The organism is Pseudomonas sp. 05T35 (assembly GCF_056396605.1).
The window spans coordinates 1-23,644 of the sequence record NZ_JBFTLU010000057.1 but is presented as its reverse complement, the minus strand read 5'-3'; the positions used below and the strand labels follow the sequence as shown (position 1 = coordinate 23,644).

General features: G+C 60.9%; 21 protein-coding genes and 1 pseudogene. 8 read left to right on the top strand and 14 right to left on the bottom strand.

Going from position 1 to position 23,644, the window contains the following annotated elements:
* Window positions 1-103: 103 nt before the first annotated feature.
* From AC1DH9_RS06700 to AC1DH9_RS06690, 3 genes are all read right to left on the bottom strand, one after another.
* Window positions 104-697 carry an HAD family hydrolase gene (locus tag AC1DH9_RS06700; RefSeq protein ID WP_427542307.1) on the bottom strand — a complete coding sequence of 198 codons (594 nt, stop codon included), beginning with the start codon at window positions 695-697 and terminating at the stop codon, window positions 104-106.
* The gene (tesB, locus tag AC1DH9_RS06695) at window positions 694-1,563 is read right to left on the bottom strand and encodes an acyl-CoA thioesterase II (protein ID WP_054594173.1); all 870 of its coding nucleotides are present in this window, start codon (window positions 1,561-1,563) and stop codon (window positions 694-696) included. Before tesB ends, AC1DH9_RS06700 begins: the two co-directional genes overlap by 4 nt.
* Window positions 1,564-1,669: 106 nt before the next feature.
* Window positions 1,670-2,239: a GNAT family N-acetyltransferase gene (locus AC1DH9_RS06690; protein ID WP_427542310.1), complete on the bottom strand. Its 570-nt coding sequence runs from the start codon at window positions 2,237-2,239 to the stop codon at window positions 1,670-1,672.
* A gap of 77 nt (window positions 2,240-2,316) precedes the next feature.
* Here AC1DH9_RS06690 and AC1DH9_RS06685 point away from each other — a divergent pair, with 77 nt between their 5' ends.
* Window positions 2,317-3,237: a histone deacetylase family protein gene (locus AC1DH9_RS06685; protein WP_427542313.1), complete on the top strand. Its 921-nt coding sequence runs from the start codon at window positions 2,317-2,319 to the stop codon at window positions 3,235-3,237.
* A 364-nt stretch (window positions 3,238-3,601) separates the two neighbouring features.
* Window positions 3,602-4,843: a TIGR03862 family flavoprotein gene (locus AC1DH9_RS06680; RefSeq protein WP_427542316.1), complete on the top strand. Its 1,242-nt coding sequence runs from the start codon at window positions 3,602-3,604 to the stop codon at window positions 4,841-4,843.
* A 121-nt stretch (window positions 4,844-4,964) separates the two neighbouring features.
* Here AC1DH9_RS06680 and AC1DH9_RS06675 read toward each other — a convergent pair whose 3' ends face one another.
* The 5 genes from AC1DH9_RS06675 to AC1DH9_RS06655 all read right to left on the bottom strand — a co-directional run bounded on the left by AC1DH9_RS06675 (window position 4,965) and on the right by AC1DH9_RS06655 (window position 9,384).
* Complete coding sequence (locus AC1DH9_RS06675; protein WP_427542319.1) at window positions 4,965-6,299, bottom strand: RNA helicase RhlE1; 1,335 nt, start codon at window positions 6,297-6,299, stop codon at window positions 4,965-4,967.
* Between the two features lie 52 nt (window positions 6,300-6,351).
* Complete coding sequence (gene yedA, locus AC1DH9_RS06670) at window positions 6,352-7,278, bottom strand: drug/metabolite exporter YedA (protein ID WP_427542322.1); 927 nt, start codon at window positions 7,276-7,278, stop codon at window positions 6,352-6,354.
* A gap of 281 nt (window positions 7,279-7,559) precedes the next feature.
* Window positions 7,560-7,982 carry a 3'-5' exonuclease gene (locus AC1DH9_RS06665; RefSeq protein WP_477807955.1) on the bottom strand — a complete coding sequence of 141 codons (423 nt, stop codon included), beginning with the start codon at window positions 7,980-7,982 and terminating at the stop codon, window positions 7,560-7,562.
* Window positions 7,983-8,004: 22 nt separating this feature from the next.
* Window positions 8,005-8,484, bottom strand: a complete 480-nt coding sequence (locus tag AC1DH9_RS06660) for a LabA-like NYN domain-containing protein (protein WP_019691557.1) — start codon at window positions 8,482-8,484, stop codon at window positions 8,005-8,007.
* Between the two features lie 138 nt (window positions 8,485-8,622).
* The gene (locus AC1DH9_RS06655) at window positions 8,623-9,384 is read right to left on the bottom strand and encodes a DUF2076 domain-containing protein (protein ID WP_427542328.1); all 762 of its coding nucleotides are present in this window, start codon (window positions 9,382-9,384) and stop codon (window positions 8,623-8,625) included.
* Between the two features lie 177 nt (window positions 9,385-9,561).
* On the opposite strand from AC1DH9_RS06655, the gene AC1DH9_RS06650 reads away from it, so the two are divergent.
* Together AC1DH9_RS06650 and AC1DH9_RS06645 are read left to right on the top strand one after the other, a co-directional pair.
* On the top strand, window positions 9,562-10,236 hold the full coding sequence (locus tag AC1DH9_RS06650) for a YciC family protein (RefSeq protein ID WP_427542331.1): 675 nt from the start codon (window positions 9,562-9,564) through the stop codon (window positions 10,234-10,236).
* Between the two features lie 73 nt (window positions 10,237-10,309).
* Window positions 10,310-11,347: an endonuclease/exonuclease/phosphatase family protein gene (locus AC1DH9_RS06645; RefSeq protein WP_477807954.1), complete on the top strand. Its 1,038-nt coding sequence runs from the start codon at window positions 10,310-10,312 to the stop codon at window positions 11,345-11,347.
* Window positions 11,348-11,364: 17 nt separating this feature from the next.
* Here the strand turns inward: AC1DH9_RS06645 and hrpB are convergent.
* Window positions 11,365-13,675 (bottom strand): annotated as a pseudogene (gene hrpB / locus AC1DH9_RS06640) (ATP-dependent helicase HrpB).
* A gap of 109 nt (window positions 13,676-13,784) precedes the next feature.
* On the opposite strand from hrpB, the gene AC1DH9_RS06635 reads away from it, so the two are divergent.
* Complete coding sequence (locus AC1DH9_RS06635) at window positions 13,785-14,204, top strand: polyribonucleotide nucleotidyltransferase (protein ID WP_477807953.1); 420 nt, start codon at window positions 13,785-13,787, stop codon at window positions 14,202-14,204.
* Window positions 14,205-14,232: 28 nt separating this feature from the next.
* Window positions 14,233-15,138: a cation diffusion facilitator family transporter gene (locus AC1DH9_RS06630; RefSeq protein ID WP_427542343.1), complete on the top strand. Its 906-nt coding sequence runs from the start codon at window positions 14,233-14,235 to the stop codon at window positions 15,136-15,138.
* Here the strand turns inward: AC1DH9_RS06630 and AC1DH9_RS06625 are convergent.
* The gene (locus tag AC1DH9_RS06625) at window positions 15,123-16,271 is read right to left on the bottom strand and encodes a DUF6515 family protein (protein WP_477807952.1); all 1,149 of its coding nucleotides are present in this window, start codon (window positions 16,269-16,271) and stop codon (window positions 15,123-15,125) included. The two genes, AC1DH9_RS06630 and AC1DH9_RS06625, sit on opposite strands and share 16 nt — an antisense overlap.
* Before the next feature lie 435 nt (window positions 16,272-16,706).
* Here AC1DH9_RS06625 and AC1DH9_RS06620 point away from each other — a divergent pair, with 435 nt between their 5' ends.
* Window positions 16,707-17,186 carry an Lrp/AsnC family transcriptional regulator gene (locus AC1DH9_RS06620; RefSeq protein WP_427542349.1) on the top strand — a complete coding sequence of 160 codons (480 nt, stop codon included), beginning with the start codon at window positions 16,707-16,709 and terminating at the stop codon, window positions 17,184-17,186.
* Window positions 17,187-17,402: 216 nt separating this feature from the next.
* On the top strand, window positions 17,403-17,612 hold the full coding sequence (locus tag AC1DH9_RS06615) for a DUF2788 domain-containing protein (RefSeq protein WP_003228500.1): 210 nt from the start codon (window positions 17,403-17,405) through the stop codon (window positions 17,610-17,612).
* On the opposite strand, the gene AC1DH9_RS06610 is transcribed toward AC1DH9_RS06615, so the two are convergent.
* The 4 genes from AC1DH9_RS06610 to AC1DH9_RS06595 form a co-directional block, all read right to left on the bottom strand.
* On the bottom strand, window positions 17,607-18,248 hold the full coding sequence (locus AC1DH9_RS06610) for a pseudouridine synthase (RefSeq protein WP_477807951.1): 642 nt from the start codon (window positions 18,246-18,248) through the stop codon (window positions 17,607-17,609). The two genes, AC1DH9_RS06615 and AC1DH9_RS06610, sit on opposite strands and share 6 nt — an antisense overlap.
* Window positions 18,249-18,319: 71 nt before the next feature.
* Entirely contained in the window at window positions 18,320-19,819 is a 1,500-nt protein-coding gene (gene amn, locus AC1DH9_RS06605; protein ID WP_427542355.1) for an AMP nucleosidase, read from the bottom strand.
* 191 nt (window positions 19,820-20,010) lie between these two features.
* Entirely contained in the window at window positions 20,011-21,660 is a 1,650-nt protein-coding gene (locus AC1DH9_RS06600) for an acyl-CoA dehydrogenase family protein (RefSeq protein ID WP_477807950.1), read from the bottom strand.
* A gap of 74 nt (window positions 21,661-21,734) precedes the next feature.
* A partial coding sequence (locus tag AC1DH9_RS06595; protein ID WP_477807949.1) for a 7TM diverse intracellular signaling domain-containing protein occupies window positions 21,735-23,644 on the bottom strand: 1,910 nt, incomplete at its 5' end.

The window sequence follows — 23,644 nt, the reverse complement described above, 5'->3', positions numbered from 1 at the left end:
TAGGGCCCTATCGCGAGCAAGCTCGCTCCCACAGGGGATCGCGTGAAGATCAAATGTGGGAGCGAGCCTGCTCGCGATAGCGGTTAACCAGACAACAATCCCCTCAAGGCGACAACATCTGCCGCAACGCCACACAATCCTGCGCATGCCAGTCGGCCAATTCCGGCCATGGATTCTCCGGCATATTTACCAGCACCGTCCGTGCCCCCGCCGCGCGCCCGCAATCCAGGTCAAAGCGATAATCGCCGACCATCACCAACTCGCTCGGCGCTACGTCCCAAGCCTTGGCCAGCTTCAGCAGGCCACCCGGATGCGGTTTGGGCGGTGCTTCATCACGACCCAGCACATCCTCCACCGCAAAGCAGTCAGACAGGCCGATCGCCTCAAGCGTGACATGGGCCAGCTCGCGTGCGTTACGCGTGAGAATGCCGAGGCGATAACCGCGCCCGGCCAGCTCACGCACCAGTTCCACCGCACCGGGTGCCGGTTTGGAACCCAGCGCCAAGTCACGCTCATGCTCCAGCAGCCAGGCGTGTTTCGCCGCGGCTTCATCAGCCGGCAGCGCCGCGAGATGGGTGAGGATGTCGTGTTCAGCGGGAATCGCCAGCGCCTGGCGAATCGCCACAAAATCGTGCACGGCCACAGTCAGCGTGCCGTCCATGTCGAACACCCAATGCCGCACCTCGGAGAGACTCATGCCCAATCCTTGCGATGACGAATCAGCCCTTCCTGCGTCACCGATGCCACCAGCTTGCCGGCGCGGTTGAACACACTGCCGCGTGAGAAGCCGCGAGAATTGCCGGCCCAAGGGCTGTCCATGGCGTACAGCAACCAGTCATCGGCGCGCAGGTCGGCATGGAACCACAAGGCGTGATCGAGGCTGGCGACTTGCATGTCTTTCTGCCAGACCGACTTGCCGTGCGGCAACATCGAGGTGGTCAGCAAACCGAAATCAGAGGCATAGGCCAGCAGGTATTTATGCAGCGCCGGCGAGTCGGCCAACGCACCGTCGGCGCGAAACCAGACGTACTTGATCGGGTCGGCCGGTTGCGGGTTGTACGGGTCTTTCTCCGTCACCGGACGGACTTCGATCGGCTTTGGGCACAGCAGCTTTTCGCGCATGTGCTCGGGAATCAGATGCGCGCGTTGCTGGGTGATTTCCAGCTCCGACGGCAGGTTTTCCGGGCCGACCACTTGCGGCATCGCGGTCTGGTGTTCGAAGCCTTCTTCGTCGTATTGAAACGATGCGCTGCAGGTGAAGATCGGGTTGCCCTTCTGGATCGCCGTCACGCGGCGAGTGCTGAAGCTGCCGCCATCGCGCACCCGATCCACCTGATAGACCACCGGCATCCCCGCATCGCCCGGACGCAGGAAATAACCGTGCATCGAATGCACATGGCGCGCGTCTTCGACCGTCTGGCTGGCCGCGGAAAGGGACTGGCCCAACACCTGGCCGCCGAACAGCTGACGAAAACCGAGGTCCTGGCTGCGACCGCGAAACAGGTTTTCTTCGATCGGTTCCAGGGTCAGCAAGTCGACCAGATCATCCAACACATGGCTCATTCAGACTCTCCTCACACAGAGCAATGCCGCGCAGTCTTGGCTGCGGCGGTCGATTCAGATAGTGGCCAGGGCCAACCATGAGCCCATTGTAAACATCCCGGCTATCTTATCCATGCAAGGTTTCCAACCATTGCTCGCGGGTAATGCGGTACAGCACATGGCGGCGCAGCGGATGATCGGGCGCAAGTTTGGGGTGCTCGAAATCCGCTGCGGGGTCGTGATGCATGCCAATGGCTTGCATGACTTTCTGCGAAGGCAGGTTAGCCTCGGTGGTAAACGCCACGACTTCGTCCAGCGCCAAACGGTCAAAGCCGCAGCGCAGAGCCGTCCAGGCCGCTTCACTGGCGTAACCCAGCCCCCAATGCTCACGGGCCAGACGCCAGCCGATTTCGGTCGCCGGGGTGAAAGCAGCCTCGAACCCGACTACCGCCAATCCGGTAAAACCGATAAACGCACCGGTGTCCTTGCGCTCCAGCGCCCACAAACCGAAACCATGTTCAGCGAAATGACCACGGATTCGCCCGATCAATGCCGCACTTTCCAGACGGCTCAAAGGCGCCGGAAAGTAGCGCATGACCTGTGGGTCGGCGCACATCGCCGCAAACGCCGGCAAATCCTCATCGCGCCATTGGCGCATCAGCAGCCGCGCGCTCTCGAGTTGCAGTATCGGCTCCATCGTTCCCCCTCCGTTCCCCTGCAAACAAGTCTACATCGCTGGTAGGATCCTTCACTCATTCACTCCATGAAATCGCCATGTCGCTGCCGCTGATTTACCACGAAGACTACAGCCCCGAATTCCCGGCGGAACATCGCTTTCCCATGGACAAGTTCCGACTGCTGCGCGATCACCTGGTGGACAGTGGTTTGACCCAGGATCACCAGTTACTACGCCCGGAAATCTGCCCGACCGAGATTCTCGCCCTCGCCCATGACCCTGCATATATCGAACGCTACATGGGCGGCGAGTTGTCCCGCGAAGACCAGCGGCGGCTCGGCCTGCCGTGGAACGAAGCACTGGCCCGACGCACCGTGCGCGCGGTCGGCGGCTCATTGCTGGCCGCCGAGCAGGCGCTGAAACACGGCATGGCCTGCCATCTGGCCGGCGGTACGCATCACGCCCATTACGATCACCCGGCAGGTTTCTGCATCTTCAATGACCTGGCGGTGATCAGCCATTACCTGCTGGAAAGCGGTCGCGTCGGTCGGGTGCTGATCTTCGACTGCGACGTGCACCAAGGCGATGGGACTGCACGCATACTGGAACATACCCCGGACGCGGTGACGGTTTCCCTGCACTGCGAAAAGAACTTTCCCGCACGCAAGGCCAAAAGCGACTGGGACATTCCGCTGCCCATGGGCATGGGCGACGAGGATTACCTGAAAGTCGTCGATGACGCGTTGAATTACCTGCTGCCGCTCTATCAACCCGACCTGGTGCTGTATGACGCCGGTGTCGATGTGCATAAAGATGACGCGCTGGGCTACCTGAAACTGACCGATGAAGGCGTCGCCGCCCGTGACGAAAGCGTACTGCGCCATTGCCTGGGGCGCGATATTCCGGTGGTCGGGGTGATCGGCGGCGGCTACAACAAGGACCGCCAGGCCCTGGCGCGACGCCATGGCATCCTCCATCACAGCGCACAACGGGTCTGGCAGTCATCAGGTTGTCACTGAGATGTGGATGCTTTACCCACAATGCCTGTGGAACGGCCTGTGGATAACCTGAGTGAAAGGCCCTACAGCCCATGCTGCATACAGCCTGCAAAGGACTGAGTGTTTTTTGACCAGTAAAACACCGTCCTGTAGCAGCTGCCGAGCCCGCGAGGCTGCGTTCGGCTCGGTCCGCGCTCGGGCGAAGCAGTCGTTGAATCAGACAACGCGTTCTTTCAGGTAAACCGCATACTCAGGATTTGCGAGGACTTCGTCCTCGAACGCAGCCTCGCGGGCTCGGCAACTGCTACGGACGCAGTCCTGCACCGTATTTCAAAGTTGTGCTGATAGAATGCCCGCCCTATTCCGCCGAACCGCAGCTCACGCCATGACCCAGCCCTCCGCCAAACGCCCTCACCACGTCGCCATCATCGGCGGCGGCCCTGCCGGCCTGATGGCCGCGGAAGTGCTGAGCCAGGCAGGGGTCAAGGTCGATCTGTACGACGGCATGCCCTCGGTAGGTCGCAAATTCCTGCTGGCCGGCGTCGGCGGCATGAACATTACCCATTCCGAAGCCTACCCGGCATTTCTGGCACGCTATGCCGAGCGCGCCCCGCACATCGCCCCGTTACTGCGCGAATTCGGCGCTGACGCCTTGTGCCAGTGGATTCATGGTTTGGGTATCGAAACATTTATCGGCAGCTCTGGCCGAGTGTTTCCGACCGACATGAAGGCCGCCCCGCTACTGCGCGCCTGGCTCAAACGCCTGCGTGATGCCGGCGTCGTTATCCACACCCGCCACCGCTGGCTGGGCTGGAACGCCGATGGCAGCCTGCGTATCGATAGCCCCGAGGGCGAGAAGGCGATCAGCGCCGATGCGCTGTTACTGGCGCTGGGTGGCGGCAGTTGGTCCCGCTTGGGTTCGGATGGCGCCTGGATGCTACCGCTGGAACAACGCGGAGTCGCCTTGGCGCCGCTGCAACCGAGCAATTGCGGTTTCGAGGTAAAGGCCTGGAGCGAGCTGATGGTCAGCAAATTCGCCGGGGCCCCGCTGAAAAATATCGCCATTGGCCTCAACGACGATGTGCCGCGACTCGGCGAATGCGTAATCACTGCCACCGGCATCGAAGGCAGTTTGATTTACGCGTTGTCGGCGCCGATCCGCGAGACCATCAATCAAACCGGCTCGGCAACCCTTCACCTCGACCTGCTGCCCGGTAGGCCTGTGGATAAAATTCAGACAGCGTTGAGCAAACCCCGTGGATCACGCTCCATGGCCAAACACCTGCACAGCCAACTCGGCCTCGACGGCGTCAAGGCTGCACTACTACGCGAACTGACGCCGGCCGAATGCTTCGCTGACCCGCTTTTGCTGGCCAACGCGATCAAGGCCTTGCCCCTGACGCTGGTCAACACCCGCCCATTGGACGAAGCCATCAGCAGCGCCGGTGGCGTGACGTTCGAGGCAATGAATGAAAACCTGATGCTCAAGCAACTGCCTGGCGTGTTCTGCGCGGGGGAAATGCTCGATTGGGAAGCGCCAACGGGTGGCTATCTGCTGACCGCATGTTTCGCCAGTGGGCGAGCGGCGGGGTTGGGGATGGTGGAGTGGTTGCAGCGCAAGGCTTGAAAACCGGGTCGCGTCCTTCGCGAGCAGGCTCGCTCCCACAGGGGAATGCATTTCCAATGTGGGAGCGAGCCTGCTCCGGGCGGCGCTCCGACGAAAACGGTTTAACAGGCGCAGCGTCTAATCAAGGCTTACGCTTGCGCGGCCCAGTATTGAACACCGGCACTTTGCGCACAGGCTTGATCGAAGGCTCCGGCGCCGAAGCATCACCGCTTTCCACCCACTTGCCGAGGTTGCGTTTACCGCCGCCGGAGACTTTTGGTTTCTTCGGTTTTTTCGGTTTCTTGACCACCTGGCCGCTGGCATCGGTGTCCGGCACGCGGTGTTCCGGTTCGAAGTCCTGCTCCATATGACGGGGCAAGGTCTTTCGCGTCAGCATCTCGATGGCCGACAGCTGATTCACTTCATCGGCACACACCAGCGAAATCGCCTCACCGGTCGCGCCTGCACGGCCGGTGCGACCGATACGGTGGATGTAGTCCTCGGCAACGATCGGCAGGTCGAAGTTCACCACCAGCGGCAAGTCTTCGATATCCAGACCACGGGCCGCGACGTCAGTAGCGACCAGAATCTGCACTTCACTGGCCTTGAAACGGTCCAGTGCGCGCTGGCGGGTGGCTTGTGGTTTGTCGCCGTGAATACCGTCGGCATTCACGCTCAGGCCCTGGAGTTTTTCCACCAACGCGTCTACGCCGTTACGGGTCTTGGCAAACACCAGCACCTGCTTCCAGCGATTCTTGCGCAGCAAGTGAATGAACAGCTCGGCCTTGCGCTTCTTGTCGACCGTGACCACCCATTGCTTGACCGTATTGGCGGCAACGTTGCGCGGGCTGACTTCGATGCTCAGCGGATCATTGAGCATTTTCCCGGCCAACTCGCGAATTGCATCGGAGAAGGTCGCGGAGAACAGCAGCGTCTGCCGCTTTTTAGGCAGCGCCTTGTAAATGTTCGCCAGTTCTTCGGAGAAACCCAGATCCAGCATGCGGTCGGCTTCGTCCAGCACCAGGGTTTGCAACTGGTTGAACTTCAGCGCGTTCTGGCGGAACAGGTCCAGCAGGCGACCAGGCGTGGCGACCAGCAGGTCGACGCCTTTGCGCAGCTTCATCATTTGCGGGTTGATGCTGACACCGCCGTACACCGCGTAGGTGCTCAGCGGCAGGTTCTCAGCATACTGGCGCACGCTTTCATGAACCTGCTCGGCCAGTTCGCGGGTTGGCACCAGGATCAGTGCACGTACCGAGTTACTGGTGACTTTCGGCCCTTCCATGGCCAGCAATTGTAACAGCGGCACGGCGAAACCGGCGGTCTTGCCGGTACCGGTCTGGGCCGCAGCCATCAGGTCGCGACCTGCCAGCACCGCCGGAATGGCCTGTGTCTGCACCGGGGTCGGGGTCTGGTAGCCGAGCGTCTCAAGGGCGCGCAGCAAGGGTTCGATCAGGCCAAGAGTGGCGAAAGTCATGGGAATACCGTAGGAAAAATCAGCGCGAGTGTGCAATGGCGCGCAGTTTACCCTAATTCACACGGGATTCTGTCGGCACCAGGACAGCAGGCCGCTCAGGAGCACGTCGCCACTGCGGCAGACTGATCAGCACCACGGCACTGATGATCACGGCCATCGCCACAGCCTCTTCGATACCGATGCTTTCTCCGGCAAAAACGATCCCCAGCAACACCGCCACTGCCGGGTTGACGTAGGCATAACTGGTGGCCGCCGCCGGGCGGACGTTTTTCAGCAGGTACATATAGGCGTTGAAGGCGACGATCGAGCCGAACACCACCAGGTACAACATCGCGACCCAACCCTCGAGCGGCGGCAGGCTTTGCAGCTGTTCGCCAGTCAGTGCGCTGCCGATCAACAACACCACGCCGCCGACCAGCATTTGCGCCGCACTGGACATCGCGCCCTGAGGCATTGGCAAATGTTTGCTCCACACCGAACCAAACGCCCAGGCTGCCGCCGCACCAATCAGCAGCACAGCCCCCAAAGGGCTCGATTGCAGATTGGAGCCCAGATTGAGCATGGCGATACCGATCAGCCCGAGCACAATCCCCGCCCATTCCAGACGGGTGTTACGCGCGCCCCAGAAATATCCGCAGAGCAAGGTAAACAACGGCACCGTCGCCACTGCCAAGGCCGCAACGCCAGAGGCCACGCCCGTGTGCTCGGCCATGCTGACCGCGCCATTGCCAAAGCTGAGCAACAAAATCCCGATCAGCCCCGCCGCCTTCCACTGCGGCCAGGTCGGTGCAGGCACACCACGCCAGCGCAGAAAGGCATACATCAGCGTCCCGCCAACAATAAAACGAATGCCGCCCAGCATCAGCGGCGGCCAGTACTGCACGCCGATGCGTATCACCAGGTAGGTCGATCCCCAGATCACGTACAACGCAAAAAAGGCACCGATCAGCGGTAACGGGAAACGGCGTAGGCCTGGCATGGGACAYTCGAAGGCAGGACAAGGAGAGCGTTATTTTAGAAAGCCGACAGACGGAACTTAAGTTACAAAACCTGTTTATAAGGCCAGTACACTTTTCAAAGCACCCTTGAGAAATGCGTTCCGTTGGGGTTACTGGAGGGGAATGGCAAGTAGAAAACTAATGTGGGAACGGGCTTGCTCCGGGCGGCGTTCCGACGAAAGCGGTCTGACGGCCACATCTGTTCTGGATGTGCCGCCGTCTTCGCGAGCAAGCCCGCTCCCACAATGAACCTGCGGTGTTGTCAGAACCCCCGATGGCGCTTGAGGTGTTCGTTGATCTTCGCCGCCGGCACTTTCTGCAAGCTGCACAGCAGATCATGGGACAGCTCGCGCAAGCCGTGCTTGTGCCGCARCTCCTGCGCCAGATGCGCGGTGAGGTTGGCAGCCATTTCGGCATCGGCCATTGCCCGGTGAGCCTGACCGGTGTGGGGCAATTGCGCGAAGGTGGTGAGGGTGGCCGAGGGTGCAGTACGCAGCATGGCGTTGCTGATACCGGTCAATTGCTCGATGAAGGCCGGGATGCGCACGCCGGCGTTCATCAGGCTTTGGTAACGGTCGACAATGCGCCCCTGTTCAAGAATCACCACGGCAATTTCCGTGGCCCGGCAGCTGCTGCTCGGGGAGATTCCRGTGGTTTCAAAGTCGATGACGGCTATGCGTTCCAAACCTGTTCCTTGGGTTCAATAATCAGTTTTTAAGCAGCAACGCGCCTTCGATCGGCACGTAACGGCTGGCCGCGCGAATCAGCGAGTTGGCGGTGAGCCCCGGCACGCCATAGGCCACCGCTTCGACACCGTGCTTGGCGATGATCCGCTCCAGCAACATGTCGAAATCACCGTCACCGGAGGCCAGCACCACTTCGTCGACGTGATCGGCGGCGTCCATGATGTCGAGGGTGATGCCCACGTCCCAGTCGCCCTTGGCCGAGCCGTCGCTGCGCTGGATGTAGGGCTTGAGCTTCACAATGAAGCCGAGGTTGCGCAGGATCTGCTGGAATTGCTGCTGCTTGCTGTCGCCGCGATCGATGGCGTAGGCATAGGCCTCGACGATCTGCCCGCGCTGACTGACGTCAGCCCAGAGGGCGGCGTAGTTGAAATGACAACCGTAGGCCTGGCGCACGGTGTAATAGAGGTTTTGGACATCGGCGAACACCGCGATCTTCTTCACCGCAAATCCTCATGGCGCGCACAAGCGCAGGCGATTGATCAGACCCAAGGTCCGAAAAGTCGCCCAGTATGCCAGCCAGAAGGAATTTTCCGCGAATAATCAGTCCGGGACGCAACAAGGCCCCGGACGAACGGCGTATCAGACGAAGGAATCGTCATCACCACCGAAGAATGAGCTGTCGTCGCTGTCGTCGACGTCTGCAAACCCACCCTGATCGTTATTGCTCCAGGAGTCGTTGTTGGCCAGGCGCTCGCTGTCATTCACTTGAGCCGGCTCTTCCTTGATGACTTCAACGATTTCCTGCGGCTGCTGCTGGTTGCTGTGGAACAGGCTGCTGATGCCCTGCGCCAGCATCACACCACCGGCCACGCCAGCTGCGGTTTTCAAGGCCCCGCCGAGGAAGCTGCTGCCGGCTGCCGGCGCCTGTTGCTGGGGTGCCGCGTAGTTCTGTTGTGGTGCACCAAAGTTTTGCTGTGGGGCACCATAGTTTTGTGGCGGTGGCGCAGAAGGTCGCGCCGGTTCACGCCAGCCGCCGCTCGACGCTGGAGCGCTCTGGGCCGGTGCAGGCTGTGGGTCACGGGAGCCGCCGAAGATGCTCGACAGGAAACCACCGCCGCTGTTGCTCGGGGCGGGTGCCGCGGCCTGGGCCCTGGCTTGTTGCAACTCAGCTTGCAGTTGCTGAATTTGCTGGGTGAGCTGTTTGTTTTGCTCGTCGAGGCTCTTGATCGCCGCCTCTTGCACCAGAATCGCCTGAGTCATGAAATAGCCCGCTGCAGGCTGGCGACCCAAATGTTCCTTGATCCGCGCTTCGGCCAGGGCATCGCGCGGGGATGAATCCGTTTCGGCCTGTTGCAGCCGTGAAAACAGTCCATCGATCAGGGTTTGTTCTTCGCTGTTCATGGCGACCTCATAGATTGCCGGAAAATCATGGCCCTTTTCCCTTATGGATAAGGTGCCCCCTAGTTATGGGGCTGTTACTGATTGTTTCAATAGCCTTTACCGAACGTTTACGTTTGCTCGACTGCCGGTCGCATCGGTTACAGTGTCGACATACTTTGTAACCAGCGAAAGCGACCGATGAATCCGTTAGACGTACTCCGCGACTCCCTGTATTTCTTCCAGCGCAACCTGGGCCGTATCGTGCCGCTGTGTCTGCCGTTGGTCGTGCTTGAAGCCTTGCTTCAGCAACTGGTCGACCACTCCCAGGGGCCAGACGCCTTTCCCGGCTATAGCGTGATTGTCGGGTTGCTGGTGTATCCGCTGTACACCGCTGCGCTGATCCTGTTTCTCGATGCCCGCAGCCGTGGTGAATCACCGCGCACCCTGGCCCTGTTGTCGGCGTCGCTCAGCCTGTGGCCGCGTTTTGCGTTGCTGACGGCGGTCAACACCTTGCTGATTCTGGTGGGGTTGTCGCTGTATTTCCTGCCAGGCATCTGGTTGATGGTGATGCTCGCCTTTGCCGAATACCTGCTGGTGCTGCGCAACATGCAGCCACTGGAGGCCATCCGGGAAAGCATGCGCCTGGCCCGCGGCAATTTCCTGCGCATCCTGCTGTGCATTCTCTGCGTGATGGGCCCGCTGTGGATGCTCAAAGGCGCGAGCCTGGCCATCTACCCGGAGCCGCAGAACCCGGCACTGTCGCTGATCATCGAAAGCGTCCACAGCTTTCTGCAACTGTTCACCAGCGTGGTGCTGTTTCGCCTGTTCATGCTGATCAGCGAGGCGCCTGACAAAACCGAAGGCAGCGCCTGACAGCGCTACCCTTGGGGTCCGGGCGCGCCTCGGTTATGCTCGGACCCAACTTTGTAACGCCATAAGCCGAGCCATGACCCGTCTACTGCGCTACACCCTGCTGGGCCTGCTGATTCTCGTCAGCCTGCTGTTTTCCTTTCTCTACAGCCTGACCTGGCGCCCCGACGCCAAGGAAACGCTCCCCGTCAGTTGCAGCACCAGCGCGCCTGTGCTGGTGCCGGGACAGGCGTTGAAGGTGATGACCTGGAACGTCCAGTTCCTGGCGGGTAAACGCTATGTGTTCTGGAATGACCTGGCTCAAGGCCCTGATGAAAGCCCGACCCCGGAAGACATGGCCTTCAGCCTAGATGAAGTGGCACGGGTAATCCGCGATGAGCAGCCGGACCTGGTCCTGTTGCAGGAACTGGATGATGACGCCAAGGCCAGCGGCTATCAGAACCAGCTCAAATTGCTCCAGGAGCGCCTGGCCGACCTCTACCCTTGCAGCACGTATGCCTTCGACTGGAAGGCCGACTTCATTCCCGATCCACACATTTTCGGTAGCGTTGGCCGGCAATTGGCGACCTTGAGCCGCTACCAGATCGAACACGCCGAACGCCTGCAGTTGCCTGAAGCGCCGATCAATTTCATCAGCCGTCAGTTCCAGCCGAAAAACGCCCTGTTGGCGAGTTACCTGCCACTGCGCGATGGCGGGCAAATGGCGGTGCTCAACACTCACCTCGATCGGGCAGTGAAGCCTGATGAGACCCAGCAGGCGAAGGTGACGGCGGTTGCCAAGGTACTCGACACGTATGAAGGTCGCGGCACGCCGTGGCTGATCGGTGGCGACTTCAACCTGTTGCCGCTGGGCCAATATCAACGCCTCACGCCCGAGCAGCGCACGCCCTACTCCGTCGACAGCGCCCTGCATGTGTTGTGGGACAAGTACCCGATGATCCCGGCCAACAACGAGGCCAGCGGTGTCGATCGGGACCAGTGGCTGACCCATTACCCTAACGACCCCGGCCTCAACGGCCCGGACCGCACCGTCGACTACCTGTTCTACAGCCCGAGGATGTATGCCGCTATCGCGAGCAGGCTCGCTCCCACAAGGGGTTCTCCAACATTTTGAGAGTATGTGATTGGACCTTAAGGCTTACGCGGCTTGGCCCGCGCAGTGGCCTCGGCCACCAGCGGGTCATCCGGCCAGTAATGCTTCGGGTAGCGTCCCTTGAGGTCCTTCTTCACCTCGGCATAGGTGCTACGCCAGAAGTTCGCCAGGTCCTGGGTGACCTGCACCGGTCGGCGCGCCGGTGACAGCAAATGCAGCTTGACCACCTGCCGGCCACCGGCAATGCGCGGGGTTTCGGCCAGGCCGAACAGCTCCTGCAAACGCACCGCGAGAATCGGGGGATGTTCGCTGTAATCCAGACGAATCGATGAACCGGAGGGCACGCTCAGATGATGCGGCGCCTGCTCATCGAGGCGCTGTGGCAATGGCCACGGCAGCAGGTTATGCACAAAGCTCGACACATCCAGGCTGGCGAAATGGCTGAGCCGCGAAACCCGTCCCAGGTACGGCATCAACCAGTGTTCCAGACTGGCCAGCAACGCCGCATCACTGACGTCCGGCCACTCACTCTCGCCCTGCTTGCTCAAGTCCAGCTGACGCAACAATGCCACTCGTGCCTGCCACTGACGCAACTCCGGAGTCCACGGCAACAGCTCCAGGCCTTTGCGACGCACCAGATTGACCAACGCCTGGCTGCGCGCGGTTTCATCAAGGCCGGTCAACGGTTCGCGACTGAGCACCAACTCGCCCACCGTTAGCCAGACGATACTCCGCACCACCGGCGCGGCGCTGCTGGGCGACGCGGTCCGGATAGGCCAGCGCCAACAACGCGCCGAGCCAGCGCGGATGCTCCGGATCGCTGACCGGCGACTCGGCTTTGCCGCGCAGATAACCACGATATTGCCGGGCCAATTGCCGCGCCCGCTGCACACCACCCTGAGCGCCACGCGCCGCCCGTTCTTCGCCGGATAACAGCACCAGACGACTGTGCAGATCCGCACCGGCACCGCGCAAAATATCCCGCTCACCGAGCAATGCCGCGACGTCGCAAGCCATGTTCGCCAGCCCCAACGCCTGCCCACGCAGTAACAGGTGCGCGATACGCGGATGGGCCGGCAGTTCGGCCATGGCTTGACCGTGGCGAGTGAGCTTCCAGTCTTCAGTAGACGAACCCTGCAACGCGCCCAAGCGCTCGAGCAAGTCCTGCGCCTGTGCATAAGCCGCCGCTGGCGRCACATCGAGCCAGACCAGTTGCCCAGGCGTCACGCCCCAACGCCCGAGCTGCAAGGCCAGCCCGGCAAGGTCGGCCGAGAGAATTTCCGGGCTGGCGTAGGCCGCCAGTTGGTCGTGTTGATCCTGCGACCAGAGCCGATAACACACACCCGGCTCCAACCGTCCTGCGCGGCCGGCACGCTGGGTGGCGCTGGCGCGGGAGATGCGCTGGGTGTCGAGGCGGGTCATGCCGCTGCCAGGGTCGAAACGCGGCACTCGTGCCAGCCCGGCGTCAATGACCACTCGCACGCCGTTGATGGTCAGACTGGTTTCGGCGATGTTGGTGGCCAGCACTACTTTGCGCTGGCCAGGTGGCGCCGGATCGATGGCCGCACGTTGCGCCGCCAGATCAAGCTCGCCATGCAACGGGCAGAGCAACACCTCGGAGCGCTCGCCCAAGGCATCCGCCAGCTGCTGGTGCACACGACGGATTTCCGCTTGCCCGGGAAGGAACACCAACAGGCTGCCCGCTTCATCGTTCAGCGCGTCGAGAATGGTCTGCACCACTCGCGGCTCGATGAATTCACCCGGCTGAAAGGGTCGCCCCCAACGCATCGTCACCGGGTACATGCGACCCTCACTGCGCAGGATCGGGGCGTCATTCAGCAGCCCGGCGAGGCGCTCGCCTTCGAGGGTTGCCGACATCAACAGGATCTTCAGCGGCTGCTCATCCCGAAACAACTCGCGGCCATTCAGGCTCAGGGCCAGCGCGAGGTCGGCATCGAGGCTACGCTCGTGGTATTCGTCGAAGATCAGCAGACCCACACCGTCCAGCGCCGGGTCCTCCTGCAAGCGGCGAGTGAGGATGCCTTCGGTGACGACTTCGATGCGCGTGTTCGGCCCAACCTTGCTGTCCAGGCGAATCCGGTATCCGACGGTTTCGCCGACTTTTTCGCCGAGCTCGCTGGCCAGCCGTTCGGCCGCCGCCCGCGCGGCCAGCCGACGCGGTTCAAGCATGAGTATGGTTTGCCCGGCCAGCCACGGCTCATTCAACAACGCCAACGGCACGCGGGTGGTTTTACCGGCGCCGGGCGGTGCTTCGAGCACGGCTTCGTGGCGTGTCGCCAAGGCGTCACGCAGCGCGGGTAAAACTTCATCAATTGGCAAAGAAATCATGCTGGCTCCAAAGCAGAGGCGCGAGTATAACGGCGAACTGCTTGAGGTTAATCACGGTCCTAATTCATACCGATGACGTTTCGTTTCATGTTTGCTCAGGAGATTTACCATGCGTACTCCATTTCGCCTGATTGGCGGTGTACTGGTTGCGACCCTGCTGACTCAAGTGACCGCTTGCGGTTCGATTTTCTACCCGGATCGCCGTGGCCAGATCGACGGCAAGATCGACCCGGCGATTGCCGCACTCGATGCCGTGGGCCTGCTGTTCTATATCATCCCCGGCCTGATCGCATTCGCCATAGACTTCACCACCGGCGCGATTTACTTCGAACCCGGCAAAACAGCACAAGTGGCGCCGGAGAAACTCCGCCAGGCCATCGATGCCGAYGGCAAGGTCGATAACCACAAGTTGCAGRCYATTCTCGAAAGCGAACTGGGCCGCAGCTTCCCGCTGGATGATCCGCGCCTGATTCAGCACAAGGGCAGCGTTCAGCAACTGGCTTTGCTCGGCCTGCAACCCGCTGCTTGATGCACAACACCGAGGAAACGCTCCACCTATGACCAGCAGCCCGGAACACGCTCGCCTGTTACGCCTCGCCACCCGCGCCTCCGTGGCGGTGGCGAGCACACTTATTGTCGCCAAGGCCATTGCCTGGTGGCTCAGCGGATCGGTGAGCATGCTCGCCGGGCTGACGGACTCGGCACTCGACGGCGTGACGTCGTTGCTCAATCTGTTGGCGGTGCATTACGCGTTGCGCCCGGCCGATGAAGATCACCGCTACGGGCACGGCAAGGCGGAATCCTTGTCGGGCATGGCACAAGCACTGTTCATCGGGGGCAGCGCGGTATTGATCGCGTATCAGGCATTCGAGCGCCTGAAACACCCGGAACCGGTGGGCGCGCCGTGGATCAGTATCGGCGTGATCATCTTTTCCCTGGTCCTGACCCTGGCGCTGCTGATGCTGCAACACCGGGTGATCCGCGAAACCGGCTCCAGCGCGGTGCGCGCCGACTCACTGCATTACCGTTCCGATATGATGCTCAACGGCAGCATCCTGGTCGCGTTGGTGCTGGCCGGTTTTGGCTGGCATCAAGTCGATGCCTGGTTCGGCCTGGGGATCGCCGTCTACATTCTGTGGAGCGCAATACAAATCGCCCGGGAAAGCTTTGCGGTGCTCATGGATGAAGAACTGCCACCGGACGTCAGCCAGCACATGCTCGAACTGGCGTGCAGCGTTCCCGGAGTACTCGGCGCACACGACTTGCGCACGCGGATCTCCGGCAGTCACTGGTTCGTGCAATTGCATCTGGAGTTGCCGGGGGAACTGACGCTGTCAGTCGCACACGGCATCAGCGATCAAGCAGCGGACGCCATTCACGCCGTTTACCCGCGAGCCGAAGTGCTGGTGCACGCCGACCCGCAGGAAGTGGCGACGGCCACCCGGAATCAGAAAGTGACCTGATATCCGCGTGAGACAAGGCAATTGCCCTCGGCCTGGCGGTAAGTCTGTACCACCTGTGGCGCCGGCTGATAGGTCACGGTCCGTGGATCGAAGCCACTCTGCTGAACCGCCCAACGATAGCAATCGTAACCGTCCTGAGTGACCTGCTCGGGCGACTGCCCATTGATCGGGTATGCCACCACGTCATAACCACTGCTGACGGGTTGTGGTTCCGGGTTGCCTACCGGCGGCTCAACCACAACGTACTCTTGAGTGCTCTCCTCGTAGGCGTAGTACGCGCCTGCTGCCAGAAACATCAGCGCGCCACCGATCCACACCTCCTGAGCGTAATCGGGCAGATACCGCACACGGATCCCGCGAGGCGGTTGAACCACCACATAACGCGGCCCGTTCGGGCGATACCAATAGCCACCGGAGTAGAAATAATCCTGCCCACGGTACGGCACACGGTCGTGACGGTCCGGGAAGCGGTCGATTATCTGACCTGGCCGATACCGCGGACCATCACCCCAGCCATTGCCATGTCCTTCGGGACGTCCCGGCCAGCGACGCTCATCCCGATGCTCATCGCGACCACCGGCCTGCCAACGCTGGTYGTAATCGTTGCGCCGTGGAACGTCCTGATAGTAGCCGCGCTGTGGTTCCTGGGTCTGACGAACAGTGTCCGGGCGGCCCTGGATCGGCAGGTTGTTCGCTGGCACAGGCGCTGGGCGAACTTGAACCTGGCCATTGGGCTCGTGTCGCTGACGGTTCTGCCAGTCGCCTCCCTGATTCTGATCGTTGCGTTCGAACTGGCGGCTGTTGTTGCCGCGAATGATTTCAGTCTGCGGACGTGACTGATTGATTTGGGGACGTGGCGGGTTGTACTCGACGCGAGGTTGATTGTTTTGCGGGTGCTGCTGGATGCTTTCCACGCGAGGCGGATTGTTTTCGGGACGCGGTTGATTACCTCCCTGATGACCTTCACCGCCATGCTCGTGCTGACCACCACCATTATTGTGTTGTTGTTGCTGCTGTTGCTGTTGCTGTCTACGAAGGAGTTCCTCCCCACCCTGACCTTCTGCCAGCAATGGCGCGCTGACACTTGCACACAACACACCAACACCTGCCATACGCCAGATGCGCGACTTCATGCTATTCCTCACTACGGTGGTGACCTATACGTAAGACTGGTAAAGCACAGGCCGGTTCAGCAACAGGTTATCAGTCACGAGACTTATTTTGCAGGCCATCAAAGGCGTTTCGCGGGCAATAAAAAAGGGAGACCCGTCGGCCTCCCTTTGAGAACTTCGTCCGTGCTCGACGCTTTTGACGTCGGCTCACCTCACTCCGTCTTCTGGACAGTGTGTAGCCCGGGGGCCAACTCAGCTCCTGTGGGAGTGGTGGCCGCGACTGGCCTGATTCGGCGGGTCGCTGTGGACTGTTTGTCCGGGCAGTGATTCTGGTGATAAGAATAGGCTTGGGGCGGCGGCAGCGGATTGCGAAGATTGCTCAAATAAACATGACTTGCGCAATTTTTAACCTTGGATAGATAATCCACCGCAATAGTTATGATAAAGGCCTGCTTCATGAGCAAACTCGACCGATACGACTTGAGCATTTTGGCGGAATTGCAGCGCGACGCGCGCATCTCCAATCAGGAGCTCGCCGAACGCATCGGCCTGTCGCCATCGCCTTGTTCGCGACGGGTCAAGCAGCTTGAAGACGACGGCTACATCACCCGCCAGGTCGCCCTGCTCGACCGCAAGAAGCTCGGTCTGAGCCTGACCGCCTACGTGTTGATCGGCATGGACCGGCACACGCCCGAGCGCTTCGAGAACTTCGAAGCCGCCATCCGCACCTTGCCGCAAGTGCTCGAATGCAGCCTGGTGACCGGGATGGACGCCGACTATCAACTCAAGGTGGTGGTGCCGGACATGGACCACTACCAGAAACTGCTGCTCGGCCACCTGACCCGCATCGAAGGCGTGACCAGCGTGCGCTCAAGTTTTGTGCTGAACCAGGTGCTCAACAGCACCGAGTTGCCGTTGACCCATTTGCGCAACTAAGTACGCCATCGCGAGCAGGCTCGCTCCCACAATAGATCTCGGACGCTCACAAATAATGTGTTCACTGAAGATCCAATGTGGGAGCGAGCCTGCTCGCGATGGGGCCAGCACAGGCGATGAACAACTGCGGCAGACCGACGCACGTCAATGCGCCGCCAATATCCATTGGCGTATACTTCCCCAGCCTTTTTGCCCCGCCCGCGCTGGAGATAATCGATGGATCCTGCAGTATTTGAAGAGTGGATGATGACCGGCCTGGTCAGCATCCTGATCATTTTCATGGGTTTCATCGTCTGGGATCTGGCGAAAAAATCCAAGGCCGGACGCTTCGGCTCGTTCATCCTGTTCTTCGTGCTGGGCTTGGGCGTGGCGGCGTTCATCATCAAGAGTGTGGTGATCGGCCTGATCGAATCCGGCGCCTTATAAGCGCGCCGGCACTTCTTTCCACTGCCCCTGATCGAGACCTTCGATCGTCCAGTCGCCGATTCGCACCCGCACCAGACGCAGAGTCGGCAAGCCAACTGCAGCAGTCATGCGCCGCACCTGACGGTTGCGCCCTTCACGAATCACCAATTCCAGCCAACTGGTCGGCACGCTTTTGCGAAAGCGCACAGGCGGGTTACGCGGCCATAGTGCAGGTTCTTCCAACTGCCGCGCCTGCGCCGGCAAGGTCATGCCGTCATTCAACTCGACGCCCTCGCGCAAGCGTTGCAATTGCTCGGCGCTTGGCTCGCCTTCCACTTGCACCCAATAGGTCTTGGCCAACTTGTGTTTCGGATCAGCGATGCGCGCCTGAAGCTGGCCATCGTTGGTCAGCAGCAGCAAACCTTCGCTGTCACGGTCCAGCCGTCCTGCCGGGTAGATCCCGGGAATCTCGATATAGTCCTTGAGCGTCGCCCGCCCTTCACCGTCGCTGAACTGCGTCAGCACATCGAAGGGTTTGTTGAACAGAATCAGCTTCGGCTCGGCCGGTGGCGCTTTGGCAACACGTMGCGGGGCTGAAGAGGATTGCGCAGGTTTCACGCCGGGGCGGCGGGAAGCGGGACGAGGAGGACGCGGCATGGCAAAAACAACATCTAACGGTCAGGGCTGCCAATGCTAGTGCCCCGACCGCTAAATGACCATGACAACAATCAGCGGAACGGCGGTTCGTCGAAGCTGCGCAGTTTGCGCGAATGCAACGAGTTGAGTTCGGTGCGCAACAGATCCACCGCCGCGATACCGATCTTCAAGTGCTGACTGACCGCACGCTCATAGAAGGCGTTGGCCGAACCCGGCAACTTGATTTCGCTGTGCAGCGGCTTGTCCGACACACACAACAAGGTGCCGTACGGCACGCGCAGACGATAGCCTTGCGCAGCGATGGTGCCGCTTTCCATGTCCACGGCAACCGCGCGAGACAGGTTGATCAACGGACGCTCCTGAGCCCAGCGTAATTCCCAGTTACGGTCGTCGTAGGTCAATACGGTGCCGGTGCGCAGGCGCTTTTTCAGGTCATCGCCCTTTTCGCCGGTAACGTTGGCTGCCGCTTGCTGCAAGGCCAGCTGCACTTCGGCCAGGGCCGGAATCGGAATGTTCGGTGGCACCACCCGGTCGAGGATCCCGTCGCGACGCATATAAGCGTGGGCCAGCACGTAATCACCGATGGTCTGCGACTGCCGCAGGCCGCCGCAGTGACCGATCATCAGCCAGCAATGCGGGCGCAACACGGCCAAGTGGTCGGTGATGTTCTTGGCGTTGGACGGGCCCACGCCAATGTTCACCAGCGTGACACCGTGGCCGTCAGAGGCTTGCAGGTGATAGGCCGGCATCTGATAACGGTGCCAGACCACGCCGGCGGCAATGGCAGATGCTTCGCCGTGATCCATGCTCTTTTCGATGATCACGTTGCCCGGCAAAACCATGCGCACAAAACGTGGATCGGTGCGCAGTTGCTCCAGGCCATGGGTGATGAACTGGTCGACATAACGATGGTAGTTGGTCAGCAAAATCCACGGCTGCACATGGCGCCAGTCACTGCCGGTGTAGTGCACCAGACGGCGCAGGGAGAAATCCACCCGCGCTGCATCGAACAACGCCAGCGGTAGCGGGTCGGTGTTTTCCCAGTCGTACAAACCATCGGCAATACCATCGGTGGCGGCCGACAAATCGGTACTCGGGAACACTCGGGCCAATACCGCCGCAGTGACGCCGGAGCCAGCCAGCTCATCGCCCTGCTCGACCACGTACGGATACGGGATGTTCTGCTCACTGACGCCAACTTCCACCGTCACGGTGAAGTCGTGCATCAGCGGCACCAGTTGCTCCAGCAAATACTTACGGAAAGCCGCCGGATGGGTAACGGTGACGCTGTAGGTCCCCGGTAACTGGACCTTGGCGTAAGCCCGCGTGGTCTGTGGGACTTCGCCTTGGCAAAGGTAGGTCAGGCGTAATTCCGGATAACGAAACATCGCACGCTGTTCAGCGTCGGGTTCGATGCGGTCCTTGAGATAACGCTTGAGCGCCTGACTCAACGCCGTGGTGGCCCGCTCGTGCAGAGCGGCAAGCCGATCGACGGCTTGTTCGGCGGTTTGAACGACAATAAAGGCTTCGGTCACGATCAGCTTCCTGTGTTCTGACTTGCAGACCTTCATCTTGCCTGCAACATCGCTTCACGGAAACCATTGTGTGTTGGCTATACACCATTGCTGATGCACTGAAATACCCTGTGGGAGCGAGCCTGCTCCGGGCGGCGCTCCGACGATAGCGGATTAACATTCAACTTTGATGTTGGCTGTTACACCGCTATCGCGAGCAGGCTCGCTCCCACAGGGGTTGATGATGATCAGAAGCCCTGCGGGGTGGAACGCGCCACAATCGCTTCCACATCCAGACCACGCGGCAAGGTGCCGTAAACCCGGCCGGCCGTTCCCAACCGGCTGGTGATGAAGGCATCACTGACGGCGGCGTTGCCCGCTTCGAGCAACAACCTGGCTTGCAGGCCCAGCGCGATGTCTTCGGTCAGTTGTCGGGCGCGATACTGAATGTCATCGGTGTCCTTGAACGCCGCCTGCAACTGGCTGATGTGTGCGGCCAGACGCTTGTCGCCATGACCGTCGCCCAGTTCGCTGAACAGCGCATCGAGCACGCCCGGCTCTTTCGACAGCGCTCGCAACACGTCAAGGCATTGAACGTTGCCGGAACCTTCCCACGTCGAGTTCACCGGCGCCTCACGGTACAGGCGCGGCAGAATGCTGTCTTCGACGTAACCCGCACCGCCCATGCATTCGGCGGCTTCGTTGATCATGGCCGGCGCACGTTTGCAGATCCAGTATTTGCCCACTGCCGTTACCAGCCGGGCGAACTTGGCTTCCTGAGTGTCATCAAGGTGATCCAGCGCCCGGCCCATACGCAGGCTCAACGCCAGCGCGGCTTCGCTTTCCAGCGCCAGGTCGGCGAGCACGTTTTGCATCAACGGTTGTTCACTGAGCAATTTGCCRCCAACCGTCCGGTGGGCACAGTGATGGCTGGCCTGGGTCAATGCTTGGCGCATCAGGGCGCTGGAGCCGACCATGCAATCGAAGCGGGTCATGGCCACCATCTCGATGATGGTCGGCACGCCGCGGCCTTCTTCGCCGATCATCCACGCCAGTGCCCCACGAAACTCGACTTCGCTGGAGGCATTGGAGCAATTACCGAGTTTGTTTTTCAGTCGCTGGATGTAGAACTGGTTGCGCGTGTCATCCGGGCGATGGCGTGGCAACAGGAAACAGGTCAGGCCCTTGTCGGTTTGCGCCAGGGTCAGGAAGGCATCGCACATCGGTGCCGAGCAGAACCATTTGTGCCCCACCAGCTCATAGGCCTGGCCCGGCCCCGCAACGCCGACCGGATAAGCCTTGGTGGTGTTGGCCCGAACGTCGGTGCCGCCCTGCTTCTCGGTCATTGCCATGCCGATGGTGACGCCGGCCTTGTGGGCCATGCCGACATTGCGCGGGTCATAGGCGGTGGCGAGAATTTTCGGCAGCCACTGTTTGGCGATGTCCGGTTGCAGGCGCAATGCAGGGACACTGGCGAAGGTCATGGTCAGCGGACAGCCACTGCCGGCTTCGGCCTGGCTGTGCAGGTAGCTCATGGCCGCGCGGGCAACATGGGCACCGGACTGCGGATCGGTCCAGGGCAAGGAGGTCAAGCCGTGCTCGACCGCCGTGCGCATGAGTTCATGGTAGGCCGGGTGAAACTCCACCAGATCGATGCGGTGGCCGTAGCGATCATGGCTGCTGAAGACCGGCTTGTTCTGGTTGGCCAGGAACCCCGCTTCCATCAACGGACCGCCGGCCAAAGCGCCGTACGCATCGATGCGCGCGTCAGCCCAAGCCGCCCCGAAACGCCGCGCCCACTCTTGCAATGGCAGGTCGATGCGATAGAGATTGGCCCCGTCCAGCGATGGCGGCTGGTTGGTGRCTTCGTGGGTTTCGGCGAACTGATGCAGGTTCATGGCGGGGCCTCCTTGGGTCAGCTGAGACCTTCAGTTAAGCACCGCCTCCCCACCGAACAAAGTGGCATATCCGCCTAAATGTCGGCGCTTTCACCTTGTTTAGGACAAAGCACCCGACGATAGAGCGTCGCCTGCAACTCCTCGAATTTCACCGGTTTGCCGAGGTAATCGGTCAATCCCTGCTCAAGATCCAGGCCCTGTGCCGAGACCACCGCCGCCAACACCGGCAACTCGGCATAACCGGGCAATGCGCGGATCAGTCTGTCGATCGACAGTCCGTCGAGCAGCGGCAACGGACAGTCGATCAGCACCGCGTCAAACGGTTCGCGACGCAGAAACTCCAGCGCAGCCTCTGCGCTGTCGGCGCTGCGGACCCGATAGCCGAGCTTGAGCAACATGCCGCGCACCACCAACTGATTGATATTGTTGTCGTCGACCAGCAACACCGTGCAGTCCTGCGGTGCGCGTAAACGGACGCTACCGTGGACCTGACGCGATTGAGCGACAACCGGTTGCACTACATTCACCACGTCGAACTCGACATCAAGCTGAAAGCGACTACCGCGTCCGGGCTCGGAGCGATGGGTCAAACGCCCGCCAAGCAGCTCGACCAATTGCCGACAAATCGCCAGGCCGACACCCAACCCACCGTATTCGCGCGTCATCGAGCCGTCGAGCTGGAAGAACCGCTGATACAGCGTGGCTTCACCCAGATCGGTGAAGCCGATGCCGGTGTCGATCACGGCGAAAGACAGCGCCAGACGCCCCTCCTCGGCAAACTTGCCACTGACCCGCAAGGCCAGTCCACCCACCCGGGTGAACTTGATCGCGTTATCCAGCAAGCACTCCAGACCTTGCGCCAGCTTGGCGCTGTCACCGTGCAGACGGTCAGGAAGCCCGGGACTCAGATCGACCTTGAAGTCCAAGGCCTTGCTCGCGGCATTGGCAGCGAACTGCTGCTGCAAGGTCTCGACCATCGCGCGCAAGCTGAACGCTTCGGGGTACACCTTGAGTCGGCCAGCCTGCAATTCAGTCAGGGTCAGAATGCCGTTGACCATGCGCATCATGTCCCGCGCCGATCCGGCAGCCGTTTGTTGATACTGCTCAAGCTCCGGTTCGAGGTCGACGGTCTGCATCAATTCCAGCGAACCGATCACGCCGTTCATCGGCGTGCGCAGTTCGTGGGTCAGCGTCGCGAGAAATTCATCCTTGAGCTGGTTACTGCGGGCCAGTTGCTGGTTCAACACTTCAAGCTTCTGCCCGGCGTCAAACAGCGTCTGCGCCTGCTGCTCGCGCATGGCATTGATCCGGTCGGCCAGGGCCAGCGACAGCAGCGCAACTTCAATCGCCGAGCCGATCTGACTGGCGTACATGGTCAGGAATACGTTGGGCAGATAGCCGAGCACCATTAATGTATTGACGACACCACCGAGCAGAAACGCCGACCAGGCAATGATGAAGTAGCGCGCCACCCGCAAGCCGCGCCACCAGGCGAAAATCCCGGCGAAGAAAATCACCACGGTGAAGATCAACGCCAACGCCGTCGCCAGGCGCAGGGCCAAGGCGTAGCTGGTCATCAACGACAGCCCGACCACCACTGCGCTGCACGCAATCAACACCAACAGCAAGCGATCGAGCCAGCGACTGCAACTGGCCGTTTGCAGGAAGCCGCGGGCGAACTGACTGCCGAACAGTGCGGCGCAACCAATGAAGAACGGTGTCGCAGCGTTGGCCCACCATGGGTTGTTCGGCCAGAAATACTCGACTGCTGCACCGTTGACCGACAGCTGGTAGAGGCCGAATGAGCCGATATAAAAGATGTAATAAAGGTAACTGGTGTCACGCACGCTCAGGTAGATGAACAGGTTGTAGACCAGCATCCCGAGCAGCACGCCGTAAATCAGGCCGAGCAAATACAGGCGCAAGGGCTGGTCTTCCAGATAGGCGGTGCTCGACCAAAGGGTCAGTGGCGCCTGGATCGACC

Coding starts and splice junctions, on each gene's coding strand:
- AC1DH9_RS06700 (WP_427542307.1), bottom strand. CDS start 697: ATGAGTCTCTCCGAGGTGCGGCATTGGGTGTTCGACATGGACGGCACG.
- tesB (WP_054594173.1), bottom strand. CDS start 1,563: ATGAGCCATGTGTTGGATGATCTGGTCGACTTGCTGACCCTGGAACCG.
- AC1DH9_RS06690 (WP_427542310.1), bottom strand. CDS start 2,239: ATGGAGCCGATACTGCAACTCGAGAGCGCGCGGCTGCTGATGCGCCAA.
- AC1DH9_RS06685 (WP_427542313.1), top strand. CDS start 2,317: ATGTCGCTGCCGCTGATTTACCACGAAGACTACAGCCCCGAATTCCCG.
- AC1DH9_RS06680 (WP_427542316.1), top strand. CDS start 3,602: ATGACCCAGCCCTCCGCCAAACGCCCTCACCACGTCGCCATCATCGGC.
- AC1DH9_RS06675 (WP_427542319.1), bottom strand. CDS start 6,299: ATGACTTTCGCCACTCTTGGCCTGATCGAACCCTTGCTGCGCGCCCTT.
- yedA (WP_427542322.1), bottom strand. CDS start 7,278: ATGCCAGGCCTACGCCGTTTCCCGTTACCGCTGATCGGTGCCTTTTTT.
- AC1DH9_RS06655 (WP_427542328.1), bottom strand. CDS start 9,384: ATGAACAGCGAAGAACAAACCCTGATCGATGGACTGTTTTCACGGCTG.
- AC1DH9_RS06650 (WP_427542331.1), top strand. CDS start 9,562: ATGAATCCGTTAGACGTACTCCGCGACTCCCTGTATTTCTTCCAGCGC.
- AC1DH9_RS06645 (WP_477807954.1), top strand. CDS start 10,310: ATGACCCGTCTACTGCGCTACACCCTGCTGGGCCTGCTGATTCTCGTC.
- AC1DH9_RS06630 (WP_427542343.1), top strand. CDS start 14,233: ATGACCAGCAGCCCGGAACACGCTCGCCTGTTACGCCTCGCCACCCGC.
- AC1DH9_RS06620 (WP_427542349.1), top strand. CDS start 16,707: ATGAGCAAACTCGACCGATACGACTTGAGCATTTTGGCGGAATTGCAG.
- AC1DH9_RS06615 (WP_003228500.1), top strand. CDS start 17,403: ATGGATCCTGCAGTATTTGAAGAGTGGATGATGACCGGCCTGGTCAGC.
- amn (WP_427542355.1), bottom strand. CDS start 19,819: ATGAAGGTCTGCAAGTCAGAACACAGGAAGCTGATCGTGACCGAAGCC.